Source organism: Pseudomonas citri (genome assembly GCF_025336485.1).
GTDB lineage: Bacteria > Pseudomonadota > Gammaproteobacteria > Pseudomonadales > Pseudomonadaceae > Aquipseudomonas > Aquipseudomonas citri.
Genome location: NZ_JAODAB010000008.1, coordinates 44660 through 67885 on the forward strand (window position 1 = coordinate 44660; position 23226 = coordinate 67885).

Sequence of the window (23226 nt, forward strand, 5' to 3'; positions counted from 1 at the left end):
TTGTTTTCGCCTCGCGTGGACGGAGTGGCTTATTTCTATGTCGGATGGCATAGTTTGGGCCTGAGCCTACACCAATTTATGACGAGCGGCATAATCGCAATGAAAAAAAACACGCGCGACCGGATGATCATCGGGGCGGTCGACCTGCTCCGTCGACGTGGGGTGCATGCCACCAGCGTTCGCGAAGTCGTTCGCCATTCAAATACGCCCAGGGGCTCGATTGCCCATCACTTCCCGGGTGGTAAGCGCCAGTTACTGGAGGCGGCGTTGGAGCAGGCCGGGCTTGAAGTCAGCACGCCGCTGGCGACCCTGCTCGAATCGCAGGGGCTGGTGGAGGGGCTGGAACGCTTTGTGGCGGGCTGGCGGCAAATGTTGGAAGACAGCCAGTATCAGGCCGGTTGCGCGGTATTGGCGGTGGCGGTCGAACAGTATTCGTCCGAGCAACGGGCAGACGTGAGCCCCGAGCAGGACGACCAGATACAACAGCAACTGCTGGACCAGGCCCACGGTATTTTCAGCGAGTGGCAACGCATCATCAGTCGGGCCATGCAGGCCTCCGGCATCACTGCGCAGCGGGCCGGGAGCTTGGCGACAATGATCATTGCCGCGATCGAGGGGGCGGTCGCGTTATGCCGCGCGGCTCGAAGCGCCGAGCCGCTGGATGTGATCTGGCAAGAACTCAGGCGGAGTCTGGAGCGCGAGCAGGCCTGAGCGTTTCCCCCGCGCGTTGGATAACCGCGTCGATATACGTTGGGTCGTTGTAGATCCGCGCCAGCAGGATAGCGCCCTCGAAATCGGCCACCAGTTGCCTGGCCAGGCGCTGGGCATCTGCCGGGTCATGGGCTTCGAACAGTTGGCTGAACGCGGCAATCCAGTCATCGAGAAAGGCGCGTATGGGCTCCATCAGTTCTGGTTTTCCGTAGCTCGCGTCCACCGCGACCACGCCCATCAGGCAACCGATGGAGTCGTCCTGGAACAGTTTCCGGGCTTTTTTCCCCATGCTGACAAGCCGCTCTTCTGGGACCAGCTTCTCGTTATAGGCCACGGAAAACAGCGCTTCTTTCAGGCCCTGGTGTGTCCAGGCCAATACATCCCTCAGCAACGATTCCTTGCTGGAGTAATGGTGATAGAACGAAGCCTTGGTCAGCCCGCAGGCCGTCGATAACGCGTCCATGGTCGTGCCGTGGTAGCCAAGCCGTTTGAAGGTATTGGCACAGCGCTGCAACAGCTCGTCGCGAGAAATCTTGGGTGGCCGCACGGGAAAATCCTGCTCTCGATAATGCGCGCTGATCTTACGTCATAAGCCCTGGCATCTCAATTTGACGATTACCGAACATTTGGTTAGTTTTAAAACCGAACATTTGGTAAGTAAGCGGCTGTGCCTCGATTTCAACGAGCCGGCCCCCTGGGAGAGTCATGGCATGAGCGAAGTGAACAGCGGCCCCGGTCGCGTTTCCCGAGAACAACGTGGTCACCTGTTCCTGATCGGTCTGGACCGGGCGGGAAAACGCAACGCCTTCGACAGCGCGATGCTGAGCGACCTTGCTTTGGCCCTGGGGGAATTCGAGCGCAATGACGAACTTCGTTGCGCAGTGATCTTCGCCCATGGTGAGCATTTCACGGCGGGCCTCGACTTGATGGAACTGGCGCCGAAACTGGCGTCCGGTGGCTTCCAGTATCCAGCCGAAGGGATCGATCCGTGGGGTGTGTCCAAGCCGCGCCGGACCAAACCGCTGGTGGTGGCGGTACAGGGCAGTTGCTGGACGGCGGGCATCGAGCTGATGCTCAACGCTGACATCGCGATCGCCGCCGATAACGCCCGTTTCGCCCACCTGGAAGTGCTGCGTGGCATCCCGCCGTCCGGCGGCTCGACGGTGCGTTTCACCCAGGCGGCGGGTTGGACCCGGGCCATGCGCTACATGCTGACCGGCGAAGCGTTCGATGCTCACCAGGCGCTGGACATGAACCTGCTCACCGAGGTGGTCGAACCGGGACAAGAATTGCCTCGGGCCATCGAGTATGCCGAACGCATTGCCAAGGCGGCGCCGCTGGCGGTCAAGGCGACCCTCCAGTCTGCCTTCCAGGCGCGTGACGAGGGGGACGATGCCGCCCTGTCGACCATCAACGCTTTGTTGTTCTCGCTGATCAAGAGCGAAGACGTGCGCGAAGGCGTCATGGCCATGATGCAGAAGCGCGAACCGGTCTTCAAAGGTCGCTAATGAATGCCCTTAAGACAACCAACCCTCCAACGGGCGAAGAACACGTGACAATGATCCGCTGTGCGACCATTCCTGGCTCGATCGAGCCCATCACTCTTCAGGCGGATGACGGCTACCGGCTCGCCGCCACGCGTTATGCTGCCGTGGGGCCGATCAAGGGCAACCTCATCATGGCCGGTGCGACCGGGGTGCAGCAGCGTTTTTATCGCCGCTTCGCCGAACACGCCAATTCCCAGGGCTATAACGTCCTGACCCTGGACTACCGCGGCGTCGGCCAGTCCAGCCCGAAGACGCTCAAGGGCTTCGACATGTCTTACCTCGACTGGGGCTTTCGCGACCTGGCGGCTGCCGTCGATTTCATGCATGACGACATGCCGCTCTATTGGGTCGGGCACTCCTTCGGTGGACATGCCCTTGGGCTGCTGCCCAACCATCACAAAATCACCGCCGCCTATTGTTTCGGGACCGGGGCGGGGTGGGCCGGCTGGATGCCCAAGGCCGAAGCGCGCAAAGTCCGCTTCCTGTGGTCCTGCGTGTTACCGGTCATCGTATCGGTGAAGGGCTACATGGCCTGGAGCCTGTTGGGGATGGGCGACGATCTGCCATTGGGGGTCTACAAGGACTGGCGGCGCTGGTGCAAGCATCCCCACTACTTCTTCGATGACCCTGCCATGGAGCCGGTGACCCGGCTGTACGCGGAGGTGCGCATGCCGTGTATTTTCTCCAATGCGGTGGACGATCCGTGGGCACCTCCGGCCTCGCGTGACGCCTTTATCAAGGGCTATCGCAATGCCGCGATTCTCACGCGCGACCTGCATTCCACCAATCCCAGGGAGCCCATCGGCCATATGGGCTATTTCCGTGCTTCGGCCATGGAAACCTGGGATGAAATGCTGCAATGGTTCTCGGTCATGACCCCAGCCACTGCTTCTCGGCTGCGCTCAGTGGCCGGTTAGTGACGTTGGGTGCCTGGTCGATGGCTGGGCACCCTCACGGCCGATAACCCGCCGGCCACTCATGTCGCGTCGGTGTTTTCTCTTCGTGATAATGCGGTTTTCCCGCTGGGGAACTCATCAAGGTCGAGTTGGCGAGGATCGTTTCCGTCAGCAAACAGTCCTCGCCGTCCTCAAACCAGCAAGCCAGCGCCGAGTTTCGATTGCCGTGCATGTCCACCACCTCCGGCCAGGCTTCGACGCCCGGTGCATCGCTGGGAGGGATGATGGGGTAATGCTTGGGTGGCAGCACCAGCGCGTCACCGGGACGGACCCACAAGTCCGTCAGGTAGATCTCCCGCGAGCCGGGTCGCCAGCGGGCGACGCTGATCACCAGCGGCAAGCGCCCATATCGGGAAAAGAACGCGTGGGGGAAGTTGTGGTATTCGAGGTCGGTCGGGTTGTAGGTCAGCAATTCGCGCTGGCGCGCCGGCCCCAGGTAGGGCGATTGGTGGCCGGCCCATTTGCCGTAGGTGTATTGGCCCAGGATCAGTTGGTCGTATTCGAAACGCAGGCATTCGCCGTTTGCCAGCAAGGTCATGCCGAACGCTTGTGCGGTTTCCCTGGTGGCCCAGAGTGGTTCGTAGCGCACCTCCCTGGCGTGGAAATCGAACTGCTTGATCCCGTAGGCGCCGGTGCTCGTTGGCACTTCCCGATTCCTCCAACTGATACCGGAGTATCTCGCGCCTAACGACAACGTGTGATTCTCGGGCGCGAGCTGGATCAGGTTGCCGCGCACCTGGGCACTGGGCTGCGCCAGCCCGTAGTCGTTGAACAGGTAGGGAAGCTTGCGGCAGTCGAGCGTCGACTCCTTGCCTTCGCCGATAAAGGAAACGCTGTTGAAGACTTGCATCGTTATGGACCACTCACGCAAGGGGGCTGTGTGGGAGCGGGTTGCTCGCTCCCACAGAGGTTGGCATCAACTATACGGACGATGCTGCTCGCGCAACCAGTCCAGGCCGTGAGGCTGGCGCCACGGCCGGACAGCGGCACGCTTTTCAATCTGGGTCAGGCACATGTTGTTGCCCTTGTAGTGGACCAACAACAGATGAAACACGTCATCACCGCGCCGGTCCCAGATAACGTCGTCCTGCTGGCGCCCCGGTTCGATGGGCTTGAGCCGGCAGTCGTTCTGGTCATGCATGCCTTGTAGGCAGGTGCCCGTTTCGTAGTTGATCAGCAGTACCGGGTGGTTGATGTCCGGGTAGGGTTTTTCCAGCTCGGGCATGTACCAGAACTGCCCGAGGTTGCGCTTGTCCGGAGCCTCCATGGCGATACGGGTCTTGTTCTGCGGGTCGGTGGCCAGCGCCGGCTTGTCCCCGGTGTTGTTGCGCACGATGTACAGCACCGTGCACGGATCTTCTTCGGTCTTTTCGGTCTGGACCACTTTGACCCGGCCGAATGAGTCATGGCACAGGCGCGCCCGGACCTTCACCGTCGGGTTGAGATCGGTGCCTGCCTGGCCAAAACCGGCGATGAGACCGTCGACGCCCGGCTCATTGAAGTTGTTACCCGCCAGCACATACGTGAGACCGGCCAGTGGGTTCGGCTGCACGTACTTGGTCAGGGCTTCCCAGCGCTTGAGCGCCTTGTCGCTGGCGCCGTTGAGCAGCAGGGACTCCCGCATGGCGCGCGTCGGGTAGTAGCGTTTTTCGCGGGGCCAGCGTTCGGTGGCCATCAACAATTTGTGCCCGGTTTTCTGTTTGATCAGCAGGGCCAGCGCATCCCAGAACTGTTCGAAGTCGTCGGTGGATGCATCCGCTGCCGGTGGTTTGTGAAACGATTCGCTGGTCTCTTTGCTCTGGTTATCGACCCAGACCATCCGCAGGGCGGGGCCGCTGGGGGCGAGGGAGGCCTTGAGCCGGTCGGCGCGGCCGAGAACAATCGTCGACTCCTGCCAGTTCGCCTCGATTTCCGCCTTGTAGCTGGTGTACCACTGATAAGCCTGTTCCAGTGCCGTGCGGGTTTCGCCGCTGTTGACGAAGCGGTAGACCGGCGACAGCTGCAATTCGACGACCTTCGGGTCATCGGCCAGCGACTCGCGCCATTTCGTGAAGTCGTCGTTGCAGTTGCTGGGGTCGACGGCGTTGAAACGGATCGAATACGTACCGCCCTGGGTGGTCAGGTTGGCGTTGCGATGGGCCAGGTTCTTCTTGACTGTTTCCGAAATCGAGGTCGATGCGCTGCCGCTGACGAAGGCGCCGTACTCGGCCTTGAGCATCGCATCGAGGGTGTTGGTCTGGCTGAGGTAGCTCTTGAGCGCGGTCATCGCGTAGTTCAGCGAACCGCCGACGGTGACCTCGCTGACAATGTCGACGCCGAAATCGACGAAGAAGTCGAAGAACGGCTTCGGCTGATTCGCATCGAAGGTTTTGGGCAGCTCTGTAATGCGTTTCTTGAAAGCTTCGGTGGTGTTGGCGGGATTGACCTCCAGAGTCAACTTCCACAACCGCGCCGTGTGGCTGTAGAGCGCTGCCTCGCGTTCTTCGAAGGTTTTGATGTCGCTGCCGAAGGTGGCTTTGAAACCGGCGGAAAAGGCACCGTATTTCCCGGCGGCCTCGACGCTCGACTGGGTGTGCTTCTCGTACTCGTCGCGGGAAGAAAAGGTTTCGGTCGCGAAATTATCCTGGCTGACCACCGTGCTCATGGTGACGTTCTTGCCCACGTTATAAGACGTCTGCTTGTAGGTGACGGCCCGCTTGCCCGACTCGGTGTCGCCTACTTTCTGGCATTCCTTGTTGTCACCGGCCCAGTCGAGCCGGTTCAGGCCACGCCCCAGCAGTTGCGAACCGCCGATGTCCCGTGGCTCGTTTGCGTTTAGTCCGTTGTTCATCGCCTTTCTCCCATCGTTCAGGTTGTACCATCTTGATGGGCCCAGTATCGGGAGGGCGGTGATGGGCAAACAGTCCAGGACGGTGTCAGTCCGGTATCAGTTTGGTATCAGGCAAAATGCCATCTTTGCCTTACCCCGATAGAGGTCGCGGGAGTACACTCGCTCGGCTGCCGTTGGCCTTTACCTGGCGATCACCATGGACACCCGACATCACCCGTTTGCTACCCCGCCCAGGCACGATGCTGCGGTGTCCGACGGCCGTGTCCTGCTCGATGCCGCCTCGCTGAAGGGGCTGCGCAAGCAACGTGGGTTGAGCCAGGAAACCCTGGCCGAAGCCTGCCTGAACCGGCACTTGTGCGTGTCGATCGCCTCCATCAAGCGCGCCGAAACCGGCAAACCGGTGCTTTATCGAACGGCCCGTCACCTGGCGACGGCGTTCGAGGTTGACGTCAGCGCGTTGCTGGCCGATGCCGTCTCGGTGGCCTTGAGTGACGTCGAGCAGACCCTTGCCGAGCTGCACGAGACGGCTTTCGCGCAACAGGCGCTGAAACAGGCCGATGACGCGGTGATCCGTTACGTGCTGGAACTGTCCTTTGAACCGGCCGGGCCAGTGACGGTGGCGTTGGCGGATGATATCGAGCGCCTGGTCCGTCAGTTCGGTGGCGTGCCACAGGGCATGACCCAAGAGGTGCTGATCGCTCGGTTCGGTTCACCGCAGGCGTACCGCAGCGACAGCGAACGCGGCCTGTTATGCGCGCTGGCGCTGGGGCGGGAACAGTTCGTCAAGCCCGGGCACGCGTTGTGGCTGCGGCTGGTGTGCCTGAGTGGCGAGACGCCGGCCGATACCGACGCCGTCTCGCTGGCGCAAAAAACCTTGGCCGATGGCTACGGTCACGCGCCGGTGTACGTGGCCCGTAACCTGCTGGAGCAACTGGCGTCACGGTTCGAGTTTTCATCCACGGACGATGGGGTTGTCGCCTATCGAAAATGCCTGCGCCAGCGCAGCCTCGATGAGAACGCACCGCGTCCCCTGGTGGGCCGGGCAGTGGAATTGTTGCAGTTCAAGGGGGTGATCGAGGCCACCCAGGAATGCCAGGACGGCCATGTGGTCTACGTGCGCGGCATGGCCGGCATTGGCAAGACGCGGCTGGTCAGCGAGTTCTTCGACATGGCCCGCCAGCGCGGCTTCGCCTGCCATCGCGGCGATGTGTTGGATTTCGGCATGGCCGACAGCCTGTCGCCCTTGGGGCAGGTGGTGCGCAGTCTGCTCGGCCTGCGCGGAGCGTCGCCAATCGAGGCGACGCCGTTGGACGCCGCGTTGTCTCGCCTGAAGGTGGCCGCCGAGCATCGCATGTTCCTTGAAGTGCTGACGGGCATGTCGGCTGCCGAACCGCCCGGCCTGTATGCCGCGATGAGCAACGAGGCGCGCGTCCAGGGACTGTTCCAGGCGCTGCTCGAGTTGCTGTTGCGAGTCGCTGTGCAACAACCGTTGCTGGTTTGCCTGGAAGATCTGCACTGGGGCGACAACCGCCTGTTTGCGATGCTGGGCAAGCTGCTCAATGCCACGGACGAAGCGCCGATTGTCTGGCTGCTGACCTCCCGTCCCGAAGATGACCCGTTGGAAAGCGCTATCCGGACGTATTCCTCCACCCCCATGAGCCTGCTCGACATCGCGCCCATCCGCGCGCGGGAGGCCAGCGTGCTGGCGGACCAGTTCACCGAGGTCGATCCCGGCTACCGGGCCGATTGCGTGGTGCGTGCCCAGGGCAATCCGCTGTACCTGACGCAACTGCTGTCGAGCCAGGAAGGTGTTTTCCCCGACAGTTTGCGGCATCTGGTCCAGACCCGTTTCGACCGACTGGCCGCCGACCAGCGTCGCGCCCTGCATTACGCCGCGGTGCTGGGCAATCGTTTCGAATTGACGCTGTGGCGCGAAGTGCTGGGGCAGGCCGATTATCTGCCGACGGCGGACATGCGCCAGGGGTTGTTGCGGGAAGTCGAGCCGGGCAGCTACCTGTTTGTCCACGATTTGGTCATGCACTGCCTCTACGACGCGATGCCCACGCTGCTTCGCGAGCAGTTGCACCGCGAGGTGGCCAACCTCTACCGAGAGCGCGACCGGGTGCTGCATGCCCAGCATTTGCTGCGGGCCAACGATCCGGCGGCGTTCGACGCGCTGTTGGCGGCCATGGACGAGAAACGACTCGCTTGTCAGTACGACAGTGTCCTGGCGTTGGCGCGTCAAAGTGCACCGTTCGTCGAGCGCACGGGCAGCAGTTTTGCGCTCGCGTTGCTGTGCGGCCAGGCGTGTTCGGGGTTGGGGCAGACGCTCGACGCCCGGGAGTATTTCCAGCGTGCGCTGGCCCTGGCCGACTCGCCACAGGATCGGATCGAGGCCGCGCTGGGACTGGCGGCGGTCCTCAACACCCTCGATTGCCTGGACGAGGAAGAGCGCCTGATCGAAGACATGCTGCCTGTCGCCCGAGCCATCCAGGCCGACACGGCGCTGGCTCGCTTGCATCACTTGCGCGGCAATATCTATTTCCCCCGTGGCGACTACGCCGAGTGTCGCCGGCTGCACGAAGAAGCCTTGTCCTATGCGCGCATCGGCCGGTACCTGGAAACCGAGGCCCAGGCCTTGAGTGGCATCGGTGATTCGTACTATGCGCAGGGGCGCATGCAGACCGCCTATGAAGTCTTCGATCAATGCGTACGCCTGTGCGAGCGCCATGGCCTGGTGCATGCCGAGGCGGCCAGCCGTAGCGCGCGCGGTTCGGCGCAGTTGTACCTGGGCCAGCCCGCGCAGGCGTTGCGCGACGCCCTGGAGGCCATCGAATGCAGCCTCAGGATGGGCAATCATCGCGCGCAAGTGTTCTCACGGCTGACGGCGGCCTGGATGCTGGTGGCGAGTGCCCAGGACACGTTGGCGGAGCAACAATTGACCTGCGCGTTGGAACTGGCGCGCAGCCTCGGCGCCAGCCGTTTCGAGGCGATCGTGCTGGAAGGGTTGGCGCGGGTGGCGCTGCAACGGGATGAGCGCGAGTTGGCGCAGACGTTGATCCTGGAGGCCGCGAGCCTGGTCGAACGCTTTGAGTTGCAGCGCTACATCGGACCTTGGGTCTATGGCAGCCTGGCGATGATGGTCGATGACGCACCACTGCGCGCGCAGGCCTTGTCGACCGCTGAGGCGCAACTGACCCAAGGTTGCCTGGCCCATAACGCCTTGCGCTTTCGCGTGGCGGCCGCTGAAACCTGTCTGTTGACGGGGGATGTCGAGCAGGCGATCTGGCATGGACAGCAAATGAGCGCATTACCCGAGTCGGCGTCGTGCGCCTGGATCGACCATCATGTGCGGTTGATCGACGTGGCGGGGCAGTGGCTGCGGGCCGCTGACCGGCCCGGCGACGAGACGTTGAAAGGGCTGGCGCACGAAGCGCAGCAGATGGGATTCGTGGCGACGATGCCAAGGTTGCGGCAGATCCTGGATCGTTGATGCTGCGGACAGCATCGCGCCTCGGTGATCCGGCGCGGTGCCCGAAGTGGCCGCGCCCTCAGCGCTGGGCTGTCAGGAACGCATCTGTGCTCACCACGCTGGCATAGGCAAACCCCAGCGCCGCCATGAACGCCGCGTGCACCTGCGCCGCCGGAACCGTGACGCCGTTGAACTCCAGGTCGAGGGTGGCGCAGGCGTCGTGGATCACCGTGACGCCGTAACCCAGGTCGGCCGCCGCCCGCACGACGCCGTCGACGCACATGTGGCTCATGCTGCCGACCACCACCAGGTGTTCGATGCCGTGATGCTCGAGGAGGGCTTGCAGTTCGGTTTCGCGAAACGAATTGACGAAGTGCTTGAGCACCACCGGTTCGTCGGCGCGGTTGCGCACCTTGGCGTGCAACTGTGCGCCTTCGGAGCCTGGGGTGAAGAACGGTGCGTCGTCAGAGGTGAACTCGTGGCGGATGTGCACCACCTTGTCCCCGGCCTGGCGAAAGGCTTCGATCAGCCTTGCGGCGTTGTCGGCGGCGGCGTCGGCGCCGACCAGCGGCCATTTTCCTTGGGGGAAGTAGTCATTCTGGATATCGACTACGATGAGCGCTTGCTTGGACATGAGGGGTTCCTCGATCAGGTTTGTGTGTGAGGCCAGTATTGGCGTTCGCCGCCGGTTCGAGGATTGGCCGCAACGACAATAAGCGAGGGAAAACTGACAATGACGCAACAAAGGGCGGTCGCCGAGCTTGGGGTACTGGTCTATCCCGGCGCGCAGTTGGCGGCGGTGCATGGCTTGACCGACTTGTTTGCCGTGGCGGATCGGATCGCGACCGAGCAGGTCAGTGCGCGGCTGCCGAGGCTGCGGGTGAGTCATTGGCAGATGGAAAACGACGCGGCGCCGTCGCGGGTGTTCGACAGCGCAAGCGGCCCGGCGGGCAAGCTGGCCGCGTTGCTGATCCCGCCGTCCCTTGCCGGTTTCAATGAAGGCCAGGCCACCCGGGCGCTGATGGATTGGCTACGGGCCCAGCATGCCGGGGGCACGGTGTTGGGTGGGGTGTGCGTCGGCTCGATCCTGCTGGCCGAAAGCGGTTTGCTCGACGGCCGCAGCGCCACCACCCACTGGACCTCAGCGAAGGGTTTCGCGGCGCGTTACCCGAAGATCCGGCTCAACGCCGACAAACCCATCGTCGATGACGGCGACCTGATCACCACCGCCGGGCTGATGGCCTGGTCGGAACTGGGGCTGCGCCTGGTGGATCGCCTGCTCGGGCCCAGCATCGCCACGCGCACCGCGCAATTTCTGGTGATCGAGCACAGCGACAGCGCCAGCCAGTGCGGCAGTAACTTTGCGCCGATCCTCGGGCACGGCGACGGGGCGATCCTCAAGGTCCAGCACTGGTTGCAAGGCAGCGGGGCGGTGGACGTTTCCCTCGCGGCGATGGCCGAGCGGGCCGGGCTGGAAGAACGCACCTTCCTGCGCCGGTTTCGCGCGGCCACCGGGCTCAAACCCACCGAATACTGCCAGCACCTGCGCGTCGGCAAGGCCCGGGAACTGCTGGAATTCACCAACGGCACCATCGACCACATCGCCTGGACCGTCGGTTACCAGGACCCCAGTGCGTTTCGCGCAACATTCAAGAAAATCACCGGGCTGGCGCCGAGTGATTACCGGGCGAGGTTCGGGGCGAACCCGTCCACTGTCCCCAAAATCTGAACTCATACCCCTCTATGGCGAGGGGGTATCCGCCCGAGTGTCGTGCAATTTGCAGGGCCGGTCGTGCAGAATGAAACAGGCCCCGTGCCAGTCACTTCCCGCTCGCCGCCGTTTCCTTTGACCATTCGTCCTCATCGCCCGTTGGCCTGATCTCTGCACCCCTTTACCCACAGCCCTCGAGCGCAGGTAAGGACAACGCATGACGTCGGTCAATCGCAACAAGCGGGTGGTGGCCCATTCGGTCGATCCCCGTGCACCGCTCCATGAGATCGAGACCAATCGCGCGTTGGCCCGCTGGCTGGCGCAGATCCTGGGTTGCGAATACGGCGGCAGCCATGATCCCCAGCAACATACCGGGCTCGATCTGTATCTGTTGCCCACCCAGACCCTGATCGGCGCCGAGGCTGCGCAAGCGCTGGGCGTCAATGGGCCGGAAGATCTGTGGGGCGGCTACGTCGAGCATGATTTCATCTGCACCAAGGCCATCACCCACGGTCTTTTGAATAAGCATGCGGTCGCGCCGCCCGGCTGGTCGCCGTTGTTTTCCAAGCTGACCCGTGGCGCGGTGCTCGATGGCGTGACGGTGTTTGCGCTCAAGGATGCACGTCCGGCCGCCGAGCATCTGCTGTACGCGGGGCCGATCCGCTTCAAGCCGATCCACGCCTGTGCCGGCCGCGGCCAACGAGTGATCGAGAGCCTCGATCAGTTCGACGAAATGGTCGCCGATCCCGGGGCCCAGGCGTTGTTTCGCGAGGGCGTGGTGCTGGAACAGAACCTGCGCGAGGTCCAGACCCAGAGCGTTGGTCAAAGCTTCATCAACGGCCAGGTCCTGAGCTATTGCGGCGTGCAGCACCTGACCCGCGACAACGAAGGGCTGGAGGTGTATGGCGGCTCGGACTTGCTGGTGGTGCAGGGCGGCTATATCGAGTTGCTCAGCCTCGACCTGCCCGACGAAGTGCGCGAGGCCGTGCGGTTGGCGCAAGTCTTCGATGACGCCGCCAACCAGGCCTATCCGCGTTTCTTTGCCTCGCGGCGCAATTACGACATTGCCCAGGGTATCGATGTCGGCGGGCAACCCCGGGGCGGTGTGCTCGAACAGTCGTGGCGCATGGGCGGGGCCAGCAGCGCGGAGCTGGCGGCATTGCAGGTGTTCGTCGAGGATCCCTCGACCCGCGCCGTGCGGGTGTCCTCGGTGGAAACCTATTTCGACCAACCGTTGCCTCCCGGTGCCAGAGAGGTGTATCGCGGCGTGGCGCACAACGGTGGCTTTCTACTCAAATACGTAACGGTTCAATCCCATGACGGCTAGAAGCGAAACCATTCAGATCGAGATCGACGACGAACACATGAACGGGACCTTCCTGAGCCCCAAATCGAAGGTCCCCGGCGTGTTGTTCGTGCACGGTTGGGGCGGCAGCCAGGAGCGGGACCTGGAGCGGGCCAAGGGCATCGCCGGGTTGGGCTGCGTGTGCCTGACCTTTGACTTGCGCGGGCACACCGGCGGCGCGGGGATTCCATTGTCGCGGGTGACCCGCGAAGACAACCTGCGGGATTTGCTCGCAGCCTACGACCGGCTGCTTGCCCACCCGGCCCTGGACACCTCGGCGATTGCCGTGGTCGGCACCAGCTACGGCGGCTACCTGGCATCGATCCTCAGCTCGCTGCGGCCGGTGCGCTGGCTGGCCTTGCGCGTCCCGGCGCTCTATCGCGACGAGCAATGGCACACCCCCAAGCGCGACCTGGACAAGACCGACCTGTTCGATTACCGCAGCACCCTGGTCCATGCCGACACCAACCGCGCCTTGCACGCCTGCTCGCAATTCACCGGTGATGTGCTGCTGGTGGAATCGGAAACCGACGACTATGTGCCCCACGCCACCATCATGAGCTACCGCGCGGCGTGCCAGCAGACCCATTCGTTGACCCACCGGATCATCGACGGCGCCGACCATGCCTTGAGCGACTCTGTGTCACAGCAGGCCTACACCTCGATCCTCGTGGACTGGATCACGGAAATGGTGGTGGGAGAGCGGTTGAGCATTATTCAGGAGCGGTGATTTTGTGCTGTGAGGCGCTGCCGTCTTCGCCAGCAGACCAGAGCCGGCAACCACTCACTTGGGCCCCGGCCTGACCCGCAGTGCCTTGGCCTTCGCCTCGATCACCAGGTACATCACCACCGTGATCAGCAACGGCAGGATGAAGTAGATCGCCCGGTAGGCGATCAGCCCCGCCAGCAGGCTGCCCCGCGAAACGTCATGCTGCAACAGCGCGACGAACACCGCCTCCAGTACCCCAAGCCCCGCCGGAATGTGGGTGATGACCCCGGCGATGCTGCTGATCAACAACACCCCCAGCACCACCGGGTAGTCCAGTTTGCTGGGCAGCAAGGTGAAGATCACCGCCGCCATCAGCGACCAGTTCAGCGCGCCCAACGCCAGTTGCAGAACGGCCATGCGCAGGGACGGCAGGTTGATTTCCATGCCGCGGATCGTCCAGGCCCGGCGATTGGAAAAGCGACAGGCCAGCAGGTAACCGGCGCTCGCCAGCAACAGGAGCACGCCCACGCCCTGCAACGCATGGCTGCTCAGCTTCCAGCCCGGCGGCAGGGTCACCAGGCCGCTGCTGAACACCACGCCCGCGAGGGTCATGTAGCCGAACCAGTTGGTTGCCAGGCTCAGGCCAAGGATCTTGGCGATGTTGCCGGTACTGACCCCCAGGCGCGAATACAGCCGGTAGCGCATGGCGATGCCGCCGACCCAGGCACTGAGGTTGAGGTTGAAGGCATAGCTGATAACCCCCACGGGCAGGATCTGCCGCCAACCCAGTTTCTGGCGGATGTAGGTGCGGCCGATCAGATCGAAACAGGCATAGGTGAGGAAACTGATGACCGTCAGCGTGGCGGCGATGATCAAGGTGCGCACCTTGAAGTCAGCGAGGGTGGCGAACACTTCCGACCAGTCGATGCGGCGGGCCAATGTGGTGAACAGGACGATCAGCAACAGGAAGAAGGCCAGGGTCAGCGGTCTTTTCCAGCGGCTCCAGCGTGACTTGGACCGGGCTTGATCCGGCCCATGGGCAGCTCTTGGCGCGGTGTGCGCTTCAGAGTGGTTCATGGGGTTCGCTCCGGACCGCCGTTGGCGGCGAAAAAGGTTTCAGGCGGGGTTTATGCGCCGGCAGCCAGCCGGCCCAGGCCGGGAAATGGCGCAGGAAGTGGAACACCAGAAAACCGATGGTCATGCGCCACAGCAGGCCTCGCGGTGCGTGGTCCTTGGGCATGACGGTGCAATGGTGGCGGCTCAGGTCGTCGAGGCGTTGGAACAGCTCACGGTTGAAGGTCCGGTCGCGGATCAGCACGTTGGCTTCCAGGTTCAGCGACAGGCTCAGCGGGTCGAGGTTGCTCGAACCCACGGTGCTCCAATCCTCGTCCACCAGCGCGACCTTGCCATGCAGCGGTCGCTCGCAATATTCGTAGATCACCACCCCGGCCTGGAGCAGGTAGCTGTAGAGCATCCGGGCGGCGAGCTTGGCGATCATCATGTCCGGCTGGCCCTGCAGGATCAGCCGCACCTCCACGCCGCGTCGCGCCGCGTTGCGGATCTCGCGCAGGAGCCGATAGCCCGGGAAAAAATAGGCGTTGGCGATCACCACCCGGCGTCGGGCGCCGCGCAGCACTTGCAGATAGATTTCCTCGATGTCGGTCTGGTGCTCGTGGTTATCGCGATAGACCAGGCGCACCTGGCCGTCATGCTCGCTGAACGCCAGTTCGCTACGCCGGCTGCGGCGGCGTTGCCACCAGTACTTGGCCCGCGAAGGCCGGCCGCTCTGCACCAGGGCGAAGTGATGGATGTCCACCACCGCCGGGCCCTTGATCTCCACGGAATAATCCTGCTTGGCCTCGGGGCCGAAGTCGCCCAAGTGGTCAACGGAGAAATTGATCCCGCCAATGAACGCAATCACCCCATCCACCACCACGACTTTGCGGTGCAGGCGGCGGAACCAGTTGGTGCGGATCCCCAGGTGGCGGGGCGCCGGATCGAATATCTGCAAGCGCACCCCCGCATCGCTCAGCGATGCCAGGAAACCGGTGGTCAGTTCACCGCAGCCAAAGCCATCGAGGCTGACGGCGATGCGCACGCCGCGCCGTGCGGCGTCCACCAGCAGGTCGCGCAGTTCGTTGCCGACCTTGTCCTCGAACAGAATGAAGGTCTCCAGCAGAATCTCCTGCTCGGCCCGGCGAATGGCTTCGAAGACCCGTGGGAAATATGCTTCGCCATTCTCCAGCAGGGTGACGCGGTTGTTGCCGTGCCAGCCGTACTCGATGTCGGCCAGCGCCGGGTCGCGTTCGCTGGGCGCGACCTCGATCTGTTCCACGGAGGCCTTGTTCAGCGTCGCGCTCATAGCTCGATCTCCACCGACAGCGGTGCGTGGTCGGACAGGTGCGACCAGGGTCGTACGCTCAACACCTTGGGATGATGGGCCTTGAGGTTGCGTACGTAGATGCGGTCCAGGCGCAGGAGTGGCAGGCGCGCCGGAAAGCTGCGGGCCGGTTTGCCCAGGTGCTCGGCGAACACTTCCCGCAGGCCGCAGGGTTCGAGCAGGTCGTTGGCCTTGCTGCGCCAATCGTTGAAATCTCCGGCGACGATCACCGGCGCCTCGGGCGGCAGTTCGCCCAGGCGCTTGCACAGCAGTTTCAGCTGTTCGACGCGATGACCTTCACGCAAGCCCAGGTGCACGCAAATGGCGTGGATCTGCGGCCCGTCGCCCCCCGGCAGGCGCAATACGCTGTGGAGCATGCCCCGGCTTTCGTGGCCGCTGATGGACACGTCCAGGTTCTCGTGGCGAATGATTTGGAATTTCGACAGCAGCGCGTTGCCGTGATCGCCCGCCGGGTACACCGCGTTGCGGCCGTAGGCGAATTGTGGCCAGAGGCTGTCGGCCAGGAACTCGTATTGCGGCATGCTCGGCCAGTTGCTGTAGCGCTGCGGGTGGTGTTCGTGGGCGCCGTGGACTTCCTGCAAGAACACCACGTCGGCGGACACGCTGCGCACCGCTTCGCGCAGTTCCGGCAGGATGAAGCGGCGGTTCAGCGCGGTGAAGCCTTTATGGGTGTTGACCGTCAGGACCGTGAAACGGCTGATCCGCTCAAGGCCATGGGCCTGATTCTGAGTCGGCTCCTGGGTCGGTTCGCGGGTCGCTTCGGTGGATTCAAGCGTCATGGCAACACTCCCTCGGCCGGAGCTCGCCGGGCACAGTGGCGAGCCCCTTGGGGTGGAAATCCCCCCCGCCAGGGCGTGTAGCGCCAACCGGAAATGCCAATGTGGATCGCCGTCATGCCTCCCTCCCGTGCCGATGACCTCGCAGCGCTTGTGTCTTTGGATGACTGTCGTGTGGCGCGGAAAGTTTCGGTGGGATTACCAGCGGTTGGGTGGCAGGGCGGCGGGTCTCAACCCCTCTGAATGAGCTTGCTCCTGATCTCAGCCATCCCCTGGGCATCCAGCTCCAGCCACAGGTGCTGTTTGCCCGCGATCTGCGCCGCCACTGGCAACCCATCGCGGTACACCAGCCGATTGCTCGCCAGTGCCGGCACTTTCGCCCCCGGCAGCAGGGTGCCGGCCAGGTTCAGCGGGTCGACGCCGCACACCGCCACCAGGCTGCCATCGGTGGGGCGACGGCGGGTTTCGCGCAGCAGCGCGATGGCTTCGGGCAGGGCGAATTGCTCGCCCGCCAGGCTGCTGACAAAGCGTCCGCCACGAATCTCCCCGCGCGCCTCCAGGCGATGGAAGGTGCGCAACAACTCGCGCCAGCTCGGTAGCCAGTCAGCCTCGCGCTCCAGCAAGCGCCAGAACACCACGCCGTAACGGCGCAGCAGGGTCATGGCGATGTGTTCCAGGGTCTCGGGCGCGGTGGGCGCGGGACGCTTGCCGTCCATCGGCGCGGGTTGGCTGCGGCGCAACAAGGCCCAGCGCCCGGCGTCCTCCATGCCGCCGACGAACGCCCCGCGCCCGCGCCGGCTGCTGCGGGCCTGGCGTTTGCTGGTCGGGGTAATCAGTGCGCGCAGGCCGGCGAAGCTGTCGGCATTCACCAGCCCGGCGCCCACCAGTTCCTGCAAGGCGATCTCCAGTTCGCTGCGCAGCAGGTGCGCTTCGTGCGCCAGCTCATCGAAGAACAGCGCACCGTGTTCGCTGAGGGCTTGATGGACTTTTTGCGTCTTGGGCGACAATTCCTCCAGGGCGGTTTGCTCGGCCAGGCTGCTCCACAACGTCACCTGGCTGCGCGGCAGCAACACCACCGGCGTGCTGCGCAGGGCACTGGCGGCGGGCTTCTGGCGAGCGCTCAGGCGCGTCCATACCCATTTGCCGCTGCGGCACGACTCATCGAGCCAGGTGGGCGAATAGTCCTTGATCCGTGCCGGCAGCAAATCGCTGTCCCAGGCGGAAGCGGCGGCCGGGTAGCCTTCGAACTGGCCCAGGATCGACGGCAGCACGGCATTGCCCCGGCCCTGGGTCGCGGGTGACACGTGCTGCCAGTCGAACAGGAAGCGCATGAAGTCCTGCAACATCACCGGCTCGATTTCCCGGCGCAGGCGTTTGACCGTGTAGCGATGGATCCGCGCGAGCAAATGCCGTTCGCACCATTCCTCTTGCCCGGTGCCCGGGGTGAAGCGGCCACGCAGCACATAGCCTTGCTGCTCCAGGTGCGCCAGGGCCTGGGTGACTTGCGCGGTCGACAGCCCCAACGGGTAGGCGATGGCCTTCACCGGCAACGGACCAAAGGCACTGAGCCGGGCCCGGAGCACTTCCACCACGGCTTCGTCGCCGTCCCAGGTTTCATCGAAACCGGCCAGGGACGCCAGGGCGGGCTGCCAGCGGCCCTGTGGATAAATCGCTTGCAGGCAGGTCAACCGTTCCAGCGCCACCCACAGGCCGCGCTCGGCGCTGATCTTCACGTGGCTGGCCCGGCCGCGCTCGGCCAGCGCCTGTAACCAATCCCGCCACGATGGATGTGCATCGGCTTCACTGTCGGCGATGCAGGCCAGGCTCATCAGCGCCTCGTGCATTTCATCGAGGTTGGCCGGCGCCGGCCAGGCTTCGTCCCGGACCGACTGGATGGCCTCGGCGTCCAGCGCGCCGAGGTCATCGGTGGATTGCGGATCGCTCCAGCGCCGGTTGATCACCGCTTGGGTGCGGCGTTCTTCCAGCGGCGTGTCATCGAGGAAGGTATAGGGGCGGGCGCTGAGGATCTCTGCCGCCAACGGCGAGGGCGCCGGCAGGTCGCGGCTGACCAGGCGAACGTCGCCCGCTTCCATGCGCCGCAACAGGGCCAGCCAACCTTCGCTGTCCATGGCCTCGTGCAGGCAGTCGTCGAGGGTCTGTTCCACCAGCGGATGGTCGGGGATCTCGCGCTCGCCGGCGAGGTTTTCCAGGCAGGCGATCTGGTCGGGGAAGACGCTGGCGATCAGGTCTTCGCTTTTCATCCGCTGGATCTGCGGCGCGACCTTGCGCCCGCTGGCATAGCGCGGCAAGGCCAGGGCCACGCTGGCATTCCAGCGCCAGCGCACGCCAAACAGCGGCGCATCGAGCACCGCCTGCACCAGGATCTGTTGGGCGCTGCGGCTGTTGAGGTAGCGCCAGACTTCGTCCAATTCAAAACTGTGGCTGGTGGACAGCGACAGCACGATCGCGTCCTCGCTGGCGGCAGCCTGCAATTCGAAGTTGAAGGTGCGGCAGAAGCGTTTGCGCAGGGCCAGGCCCCAGGCGCGGTTGATACGGCTGCCGAACGGTGTGTGGATGATCAGTTGCGTGCCGCCGGACTCGTCGAAGAAGCGCTCCATCAGCAGCGTGTCCTGGGACGGCAGGGCGCCGAAGGCCAGGCGCGCCGGGGCCAGGTAATCCACCAGTTGTTCGGCGCTGGCCAGGTTCAGTTGCAAGGTGCCGGTCAGCCAGTCCAGGGCCGGTTGCAGATCGCCCGGCGTGGCGCCGAGCAGTCGATCGAGCTGCGCTTGCAGGCGGGCCACGGCCTGGGACAGCTCGGCGCTGCGCCCGGGGGCCTCGCCGAGCCAGAACGGGATGGTCGGCGGCTGGCCCTGGGCATCCTCGACCCGCACGCGGCCGGTCTCGACACGAATGATCCGATAGGAGGTATTGCCCAGCTGGAACACGTCGCCGGCAATGCTCTCCACCGCGAAGTCTTCGTTGACGCTGCCAATGTTCAAGCCCTGGGGTTCGAGCAGCACGCTGTAGTCGGCGTTGTCCGGGATGGTGCCGCCGCTGGTCACCGCCGTCAGCTTGCTGCCCCGGCGACCGCGCAAGGTGCGAGCGACGGCGTCCCGGTGCAGGTACGCACTGCGCAAACCCTGGCGGCCATTGAAGCCTTCGGCGAGCATCTGCAACAGCGCCTGGTAATGGCCTTCGTCCAGTTCCGCGTAGGGCGAGGCGCGGCGGAAAATCTCCAGCAATGCCTGTTCCGGCCATTCCTGGCAACTGACTTCGGCGACGATCTGCTGGGCCAGTACGTCCAGCGGTGCCTTGGGAATGTGCAGGATGTCGAGTTCGCCGCGACGCACGCAATCGAGCAGGGCGGCGCATTCGATCAAATCGTCGCGGGTGGTGGCGAACAGGCGTCCCTTGGGCGTGCCACCGACCTGGTGCCCGGAACGGCCGACCCGTTGCAGGAACGCCGAGACCGAACGGGGCGAGGCAATCTGGCAGACGAGGTCGACGTCGCCGATGTCGATGCCCAGTTCCAGGGACGCAGTGGCGATCAGCACCTGCAATTCGCCGCGCTTGAGGCGTTGTTCGGCGTCGAGGCGAAACTCCTTGGCCAGGCTGCCGTGGTGGGCGGCCACGGCAGCCTTGCCCAGGCGTTCGCTCAGGTGCCGGGTCAGGCGTTCGGCCAGGCGCCGGGTGTTGACGAACACCAGGGTGGTGCGGTGTTCGCGGGCCAGTTCGGCGAGGCGGTTGTAGACCAGTTCCCACACGTCGTTGGCCATCACCGCCGAGAGCGGCACTGGCGGCACCTCGATGTCCAGGTCCCGGGGGCGGGCGTGGCCGATGTCGACGATGTCGCAGGCGCGTCCCTCGCCGACGAGAAAGCGTGACACCGCTTCGATGGGCTTTTGCGTGGCGGACAGGCCGATGCGCATCAGCGGTTCGGCGCACAACGCCTGCAAGCGCTCCAGGCTCAAGGCCAGGTGGCTGCCGCGCTTGCTGGCCGCGATGGCGTGGATCTCGTCGACGATCACCGTGCGGGTGCTGGCGAGCATCTGTCGACCGGAATCGGAACCGAGCAGCACGTAGAGCGACTCGGGGGTGGTGACCAGGATGTGCGGTGCGCTCTTGCGCATCGCCGAGCGGTCTTTTTGCGGCGTGTCGCCGGTGCGCACGGCGGTGGTGATGTGCAGGGGTGGCAGGTCCATTCGCCGCAATTGTTCGGTGATGCCGGCCAGTGGGTTTTGCAGGTTGATCTGGATGTCGTTGCTCAGGGCCTTGAGCGGCGAGACGTAGACCACCAGGGTCTGGTCCGGTAGGCCACCCTGTTCCAGGCCGCGGTGCACCAGATCGTCGAGCACCGCGAGAAACGCCGTCAGGGTCTTGCCCGAGCCGGTGGGCGCCGCCACCAGGGTCGAGCGGCGTTGGCCGATCAACGGCCACGCCTGGGCCTGGGCGGCCGTGACTGCTGGGAAGGTCTGGCTGAACCAGGCGCGAACGGCGGGGTGAAAGCCTGCCATGGCGTGGTCGGCTGCTAGGGGCAGATTCATGTGGGCAGTTTATGCGGCGGGCTTGGGGAAGATGCAAGTACCGTCAGGAATCTGTGCAGAACCTGAAGTCGATACTCCTCTGTGGCGAGGGGATAAATCCCCTCGCCACAAGATAAGTTTCAGCCTTGAAAACCGGTCAAACCCGAAGGTCTGCACTTTACGGATGACGGTTGCGCACTAAACCCGCAAAATGCAACGATTCCGGCGACGCCTGCGGGCGTCGTCGATCAAATTCTCGTGCCAACAGACTGGGCCTGCTGACTTTATGCGAATGCGCCTTATGTTACTGGGCGGCGGAAATGCCCTTGGGCAGGCGCTGATTCGCCTCGGTGCAGAAGAAGACATCGGTTTTCTTGCCCCCCGCCCTCCTGAAAACGGTTGGGATGCCGCGAGCCTGACCCAACTGCTCGACGATACCCGGCCGGACGCCTTGATCAACCTGGCGTACTACTTCGACTGGTTCCAGGCCGAAACCGTCAGCGAGCAGCGCCTGGCCGGCCAGGAGCGGGCCGTCGAGCGCCTGGCTGAGCTCTGCCAGCATCATGAGATCATCCTGGTGCAGCCTTCGAGCTACCGGGTGTTCGACGGTTCCCGCGCCACCGCCTACAGCGAAAAAGACGAGCCGGTGCCCCTGGGCCTGCGTGGCCAGGCGCTGTGGCGCATCGAGCAAAGCGTGCGCGCCACCTGTCCGCAACATGTGCTGTTGCGTTTCGGCTGGCTGCTGGACGACAGCAGCGACGGTATCCTCGGGCGTTTCCTGGCCCGGGCCGAACAGCCCGAAGAACTGCTGCTGGCGGACGATCGCCGCGGTAACCCGACGCCCGTGGACGATGCGGCGCGGGTGATCATCTCGGTGCTCAAGCAACTCGATTGCGCCGCGCCACTGTGGGGCACCTATCATTACGCCGGTCACGAGGCGACCACGCCGCTGGCGCTGGGCCAGGCGATCCTCACCGAGGCCCGTGCCCTGCATCCGCTGGCCATCGAGTCGCCGACCCCCCAGGCCCACGCCGCCAGGCCGGACGCTGCCGAAGAACCGCAGCACGCGGTCCTGGCCTGCAAGAAAATTCTGCACACCTTCGGGATCAAGCCCCGCGCCTGGCGCGCGGCGCTCCCGGCTTTACTGGATAGGTTTTATCGCCATGGCTGAAGGCCCTGTTTTAATCACCGGCGGCGCGGGTTTCATTGGTTCGCACCTGACCGACGCCTTGCTCGCCAAAGGGCATTCGGTGCGTATTCTCGATGATCTGTCCACCGGCAAGCGCAGCAACCTGCCGCTGGACAACCCGGCGGTCGAACTGATCGAAGGCGACGTCGCCGATGCCGCCCTGGTCGCCCGGGCCATGGCCGGTTGCAGCGCCGTGGCGCACCTGGCGGCCGTGGCCTCGGTGCAAGCCTCGGTGGACGATCCGGTGCGCACCCACCAGAGCAATTTCATCGGCACCCTGAATGTCTGCGAAGCCATGCGCCAGAACGGCGTGAAGCGGGTGCTGTTCGCCTCCAGTGCAGCGGTCTACGGCAACAACGGCGAAGGCGAGTCCATCGACGAAGACACGCCCAAGGCCCCGCTCACCCCGTATGCCTCGGACAAACTGGCCAGCGAGTTCTACCTGGACTTCTATCGTCGCCAGCACGGCCTGGAACCGGTGGTGTTCCGCTTCTTCAACATCTATGGCCCGCGCCAGGATCCGTCCTCCCCGTATTCCGGGGTCATCAGCATCTTCAGTGAACGGGCGCAGAAAGGCCTGCCGATCACCGTGTTCGGCGATGGCGAGCAGACCCGGGATTTCGTCTACGTCGAAGACCTGGTGGACTTGCTGGTGCAAGCCATCGACAAACCCGAGGTGGAAGTGGGCGCGGTGAACGTCGGTTGGAACCAGGCCACGACCCTCAAGCAGATGCTCCAGGCCCTGGCCGCCGTGGTCGGCGATCTACCGCCGATCAGCTACGGCCCGGCGCGTTCGGGGGACATCAAGCATTCCCGGGCGGATAATCATCGGTTGTTGCAGCGTTTCAGCTTTCCGGCGCAAACACCGATGAGCGTGGGGTTGGCGCGGTTGCTGGGGCGCTGAGTTACAGCTGCCATAAGTAAAGGCGCCTTTCGGGGTAATGCCGGTCAGTCAAGGATCAAACAGCACAAAACCTGTGGGAGCAACGCTTGCTCGCGATTGCGGTGCGCCAGTCAATATAGATGTCGACTGATTTTCCCCAATCGCGAGCAAGC

General features: G+C 64.1%; 17 protein-coding genes and 1 pseudogene. 9 read left to right on the forward strand and 9 right to left on the reverse strand.

Annotation, left to right across the window (positions count from 1 at the left end; translation table 11 throughout):
* The first annotated feature begins 99 nt into the window (after positions 1 to 99).
* Positions 100 to 711 carry a TetR/AcrR family transcriptional regulator gene (locus N4Q37_RS11520; protein WP_260958044.1) on the forward strand — a complete coding sequence of 204 codons (612 nt, stop codon included), beginning with the start codon at positions 100 to 102 and terminating at the stop codon, positions 709 to 711.
* On the opposite strand, the gene N4Q37_RS11525 is transcribed toward N4Q37_RS11520, so the two are convergent.
* Positions 680 to 1258, reverse strand: coding sequence for a TetR/AcrR family transcriptional regulator (locus N4Q37_RS11525; RefSeq protein ID WP_260958046.1), 579 nt, complete (start codon positions 1256 to 1258; stop codon positions 680 to 682). The genes N4Q37_RS11520 and N4Q37_RS11525 overlap by 32 nt on opposite strands.
* Positions 1259 to 1421: 163 nt before the next feature.
* On the opposite strand from N4Q37_RS11525, the gene N4Q37_RS11530 reads away from it, so the two are divergent.
* Entirely contained in the window at positions 1422 to 2219 is a 798-nt protein-coding gene (locus N4Q37_RS11530) for a crotonase/enoyl-CoA hydratase family protein (protein ID WP_260958049.1), read from the forward strand.
* A 50-nt stretch (positions 2220 to 2269) separates the two neighbouring features.
* Complete coding sequence (locus N4Q37_RS11535; RefSeq protein WP_260958051.1) at positions 2270 to 3175, forward strand: alpha/beta hydrolase family protein; 906 nt, start codon at positions 2270 to 2272, stop codon at positions 3173 to 3175.
* A gap of 34 nt (positions 3176 to 3209) precedes the next feature.
* Here N4Q37_RS11535 and N4Q37_RS11540 read toward each other — a convergent pair whose 3' ends face one another.
* On the reverse strand, positions 3210 to 4064 hold the full coding sequence (locus tag N4Q37_RS11540; RefSeq protein WP_260958053.1) for a hypothetical protein: 855 nt from the start codon (positions 4062 to 4064) through the stop codon (positions 3210 to 3212).
* Between the two features lie 66 nt (positions 4065 to 4130).
* Positions 4131 to 6044 carry an MACPF domain-containing protein gene (locus N4Q37_RS11545; RefSeq protein WP_260958054.1) on the reverse strand — a complete coding sequence of 638 codons (1914 nt, stop codon included), beginning with the start codon at positions 6042 to 6044 and terminating at the stop codon, positions 4131 to 4133.
* Between the two features lie 196 nt (positions 6045 to 6240).
* Between N4Q37_RS11545 and N4Q37_RS11550 the strand changes: the two genes are divergently transcribed.
* A complete protein-coding gene (locus N4Q37_RS11550) occupies positions 6241 to 9537 on the forward strand; it encodes an ATP-binding protein (RefSeq protein ID WP_260958056.1) in 3297 nt (1098 codons plus the stop codon).
* Between the two features lie 58 nt (positions 9538 to 9595).
* On the opposite strand, the gene N4Q37_RS11555 is transcribed toward N4Q37_RS11550, so the two are convergent.
* On the reverse strand, positions 9596 to 10150 hold the full coding sequence (locus tag N4Q37_RS11555; RefSeq protein WP_260958057.1) for a cysteine hydrolase family protein: 555 nt from the start codon (positions 10148 to 10150) through the stop codon (positions 9596 to 9598).
* A 99-nt stretch (positions 10151 to 10249) separates the two neighbouring features.
* Here N4Q37_RS11555 and N4Q37_RS11560 point away from each other — a divergent pair, with 99 nt between their 5' ends.
* The 3 genes from N4Q37_RS11560 (at position 10250) to N4Q37_RS11570 (ending at position 13302) form a co-directional block, all read left to right on the forward strand.
* Entirely contained in the window at positions 10250 to 11245 is a 996-nt protein-coding gene (locus tag N4Q37_RS11560) for a GlxA family transcriptional regulator (protein WP_260958059.1), read from the forward strand.
* A 199-nt stretch (positions 11246 to 11444) separates the two neighbouring features.
* Complete coding sequence (locus tag N4Q37_RS11565) at positions 11445 to 12554, forward strand: DUF3182 family protein (protein WP_260958061.1); 1110 nt, start codon at positions 11445 to 11447, stop codon at positions 12552 to 12554.
* Positions 12544 to 13302 carry an alpha/beta hydrolase family protein gene (locus tag N4Q37_RS11570; protein WP_260958063.1) on the forward strand — a complete coding sequence of 253 codons (759 nt, stop codon included), beginning with the start codon at positions 12544 to 12546 and terminating at the stop codon, positions 13300 to 13302. Before N4Q37_RS11565 ends, N4Q37_RS11570 begins: the two co-directional genes overlap by 11 nt.
* 54 nt (positions 13303 to 13356) lie before the next feature.
* Here the strand turns inward: N4Q37_RS11570 and N4Q37_RS11575 are convergent, their stop codons facing one another.
* The 5 genes and pseudogenes from N4Q37_RS11575 to N4Q37_RS11590 all read right to left on the reverse strand — a co-directional run bounded on the left by N4Q37_RS11575 (position 13357) and on the right by N4Q37_RS11590 (position 21002).
* On the reverse strand, positions 13357 to 14358 hold the full coding sequence (locus N4Q37_RS11575; RefSeq protein ID WP_260958064.1) for a lysylphosphatidylglycerol synthase domain-containing protein: 1002 nt from the start codon (positions 14356 to 14358) through the stop codon (positions 13357 to 13359).
* Entirely contained in the window at positions 14345 to 15643 is a 1299-nt protein-coding gene (clsB, locus tag N4Q37_RS11580; RefSeq protein ID WP_260958066.1) for a cardiolipin synthase ClsB, read from the reverse strand. Before clsB ends, N4Q37_RS11575 begins: the two co-directional genes overlap by 14 nt.
* A complete protein-coding gene (locus N4Q37_RS11585; protein ID WP_260958068.1) occupies positions 15640 to 16461 on the reverse strand; it encodes an endonuclease/exonuclease/phosphatase family protein in 822 nt (273 codons plus the stop codon). Before N4Q37_RS11585 ends, clsB begins: the two co-directional genes overlap by 4 nt.
* Before the next feature lie 44 nt (positions 16462 to 16505).
* Positions 16506 to 16577, reverse strand: a pseudogene (locus tag N4Q37_RS28100) (DUF72 domain-containing protein); the annotation flags it as partial.
* Positions 16578 to 16688: 111 nt separating this feature from the next.
* Entirely contained in the window at positions 16689 to 21002 is a 4314-nt protein-coding gene (locus tag N4Q37_RS11590) for a DEAD/DEAH box helicase (RefSeq protein WP_260958070.1), read from the reverse strand.
* A 265-nt stretch (positions 21003 to 21267) separates the two neighbouring features.
* On the opposite strand from N4Q37_RS11590, the gene N4Q37_RS11595 reads away from it, so the two are divergent.
* Both N4Q37_RS11595 and N4Q37_RS11600 read left to right on the forward strand, forming a co-directional pair.
* On the forward strand, positions 21268 to 22152 hold the full coding sequence (locus N4Q37_RS11595; protein WP_260958072.1) for an NAD(P)-dependent oxidoreductase: 885 nt from the start codon (positions 21268 to 21270) through the stop codon (positions 22150 to 22152).
* Positions 22145 to 23074: an NAD-dependent epimerase/dehydratase family protein gene (locus N4Q37_RS11600; RefSeq protein WP_260958074.1), complete on the forward strand. Its 930-nt coding sequence runs from the start codon at positions 22145 to 22147 to the stop codon at positions 23072 to 23074. Before N4Q37_RS11595 ends, N4Q37_RS11600 begins: the two co-directional genes overlap by 8 nt.
* The last annotated feature ends 152 nt before the right edge of the window (positions 23075 to 23226 follow it).

Excerpts from the sequence above, each read along its gene's own strand:
- N4Q37_RS11555 (WP_260958057.1), bottom strand. The coding sequence starts at position 10,150 with ATGTCCAAGCAAGCGCTCATCGTAGTCGATATCCAGAATGACTACTTC.
- N4Q37_RS11520 (WP_260958044.1), top strand. The coding sequence starts at position 100 with ATGAAAAAAAACACGCGCGACCGGATGATCATCGGGGCGGTCGACCTG.
- N4Q37_RS11570 (WP_260958063.1), top strand. The coding sequence starts at position 12,544 with ATGACGGCTAGAAGCGAAACCATTCAGATCGAGATCGACGACGAACAC.
- N4Q37_RS11540 (WP_260958053.1), bottom strand. The coding sequence starts at position 4,064 with ATGCAAGTCTTCAACAGCGTTTCCTTTATCGGCGAAGGCAAGGAGTCG.
- N4Q37_RS11585 (WP_260958068.1), bottom strand. The coding sequence starts at position 16,461 with ATGACGCTTGAATCCACCGAAGCGACCCGCGAACCGACCCAGGAGCCG.
- N4Q37_RS11575 (WP_260958064.1), bottom strand. The coding sequence starts at position 14,358 with ATGAACCACTCTGAAGCGCACACCGCGCCAAGAGCTGCCCATGGGCCG.
- N4Q37_RS11595 (WP_260958072.1), top strand. The coding sequence starts at position 21,268 with ATGCGAATGCGCCTTATGTTACTGGGCGGCGGAAATGCCCTTGGGCAG.
- N4Q37_RS11590 (WP_260958070.1), bottom strand. The coding sequence starts at position 21,002 with ATGAATCTGCCCCTAGCAGCCGACCACGCCATGGCAGGCTTTCACCCC.
- N4Q37_RS11600 (WP_260958074.1), top strand. The coding sequence starts at position 22,145 with ATGGCTGAAGGCCCTGTTTTAATCACCGGCGGCGCGGGTTTCATTGGT.
- N4Q37_RS11535 (WP_260958051.1), top strand. The coding sequence starts at position 2,270 with ATGATCCGCTGTGCGACCATTCCTGGCTCGATCGAGCCCATCACTCTT.
- clsB (WP_260958066.1), bottom strand. The coding sequence starts at position 15,643 with ATGAGCGCGACGCTGAACAAGGCCTCCGTGGAACAGATCGAGGTCGCG.
- N4Q37_RS11530 (WP_260958049.1), top strand. The coding sequence starts at position 1,422 with ATGAGCGAAGTGAACAGCGGCCCCGGTCGCGTTTCCCGAGAACAACGT.
- N4Q37_RS11550 (WP_260958056.1), top strand. The coding sequence starts at position 6,241 with ATGGACACCCGACATCACCCGTTTGCTACCCCGCCCAGGCACGATGCT.
- N4Q37_RS11560 (WP_260958059.1), top strand. The coding sequence starts at position 10,250 with ATGACGCAACAAAGGGCGGTCGCCGAGCTTGGGGTACTGGTCTATCCC.
- N4Q37_RS11545 (WP_260958054.1), bottom strand. The coding sequence starts at position 6,044 with ATGAACAACGGACTAAACGCAAACGAGCCACGGGACATCGGCGGTTCG.
- N4Q37_RS11565 (WP_260958061.1), top strand. The coding sequence starts at position 11,445 with ATGACGTCGGTCAATCGCAACAAGCGGGTGGTGGCCCATTCGGTCGAT.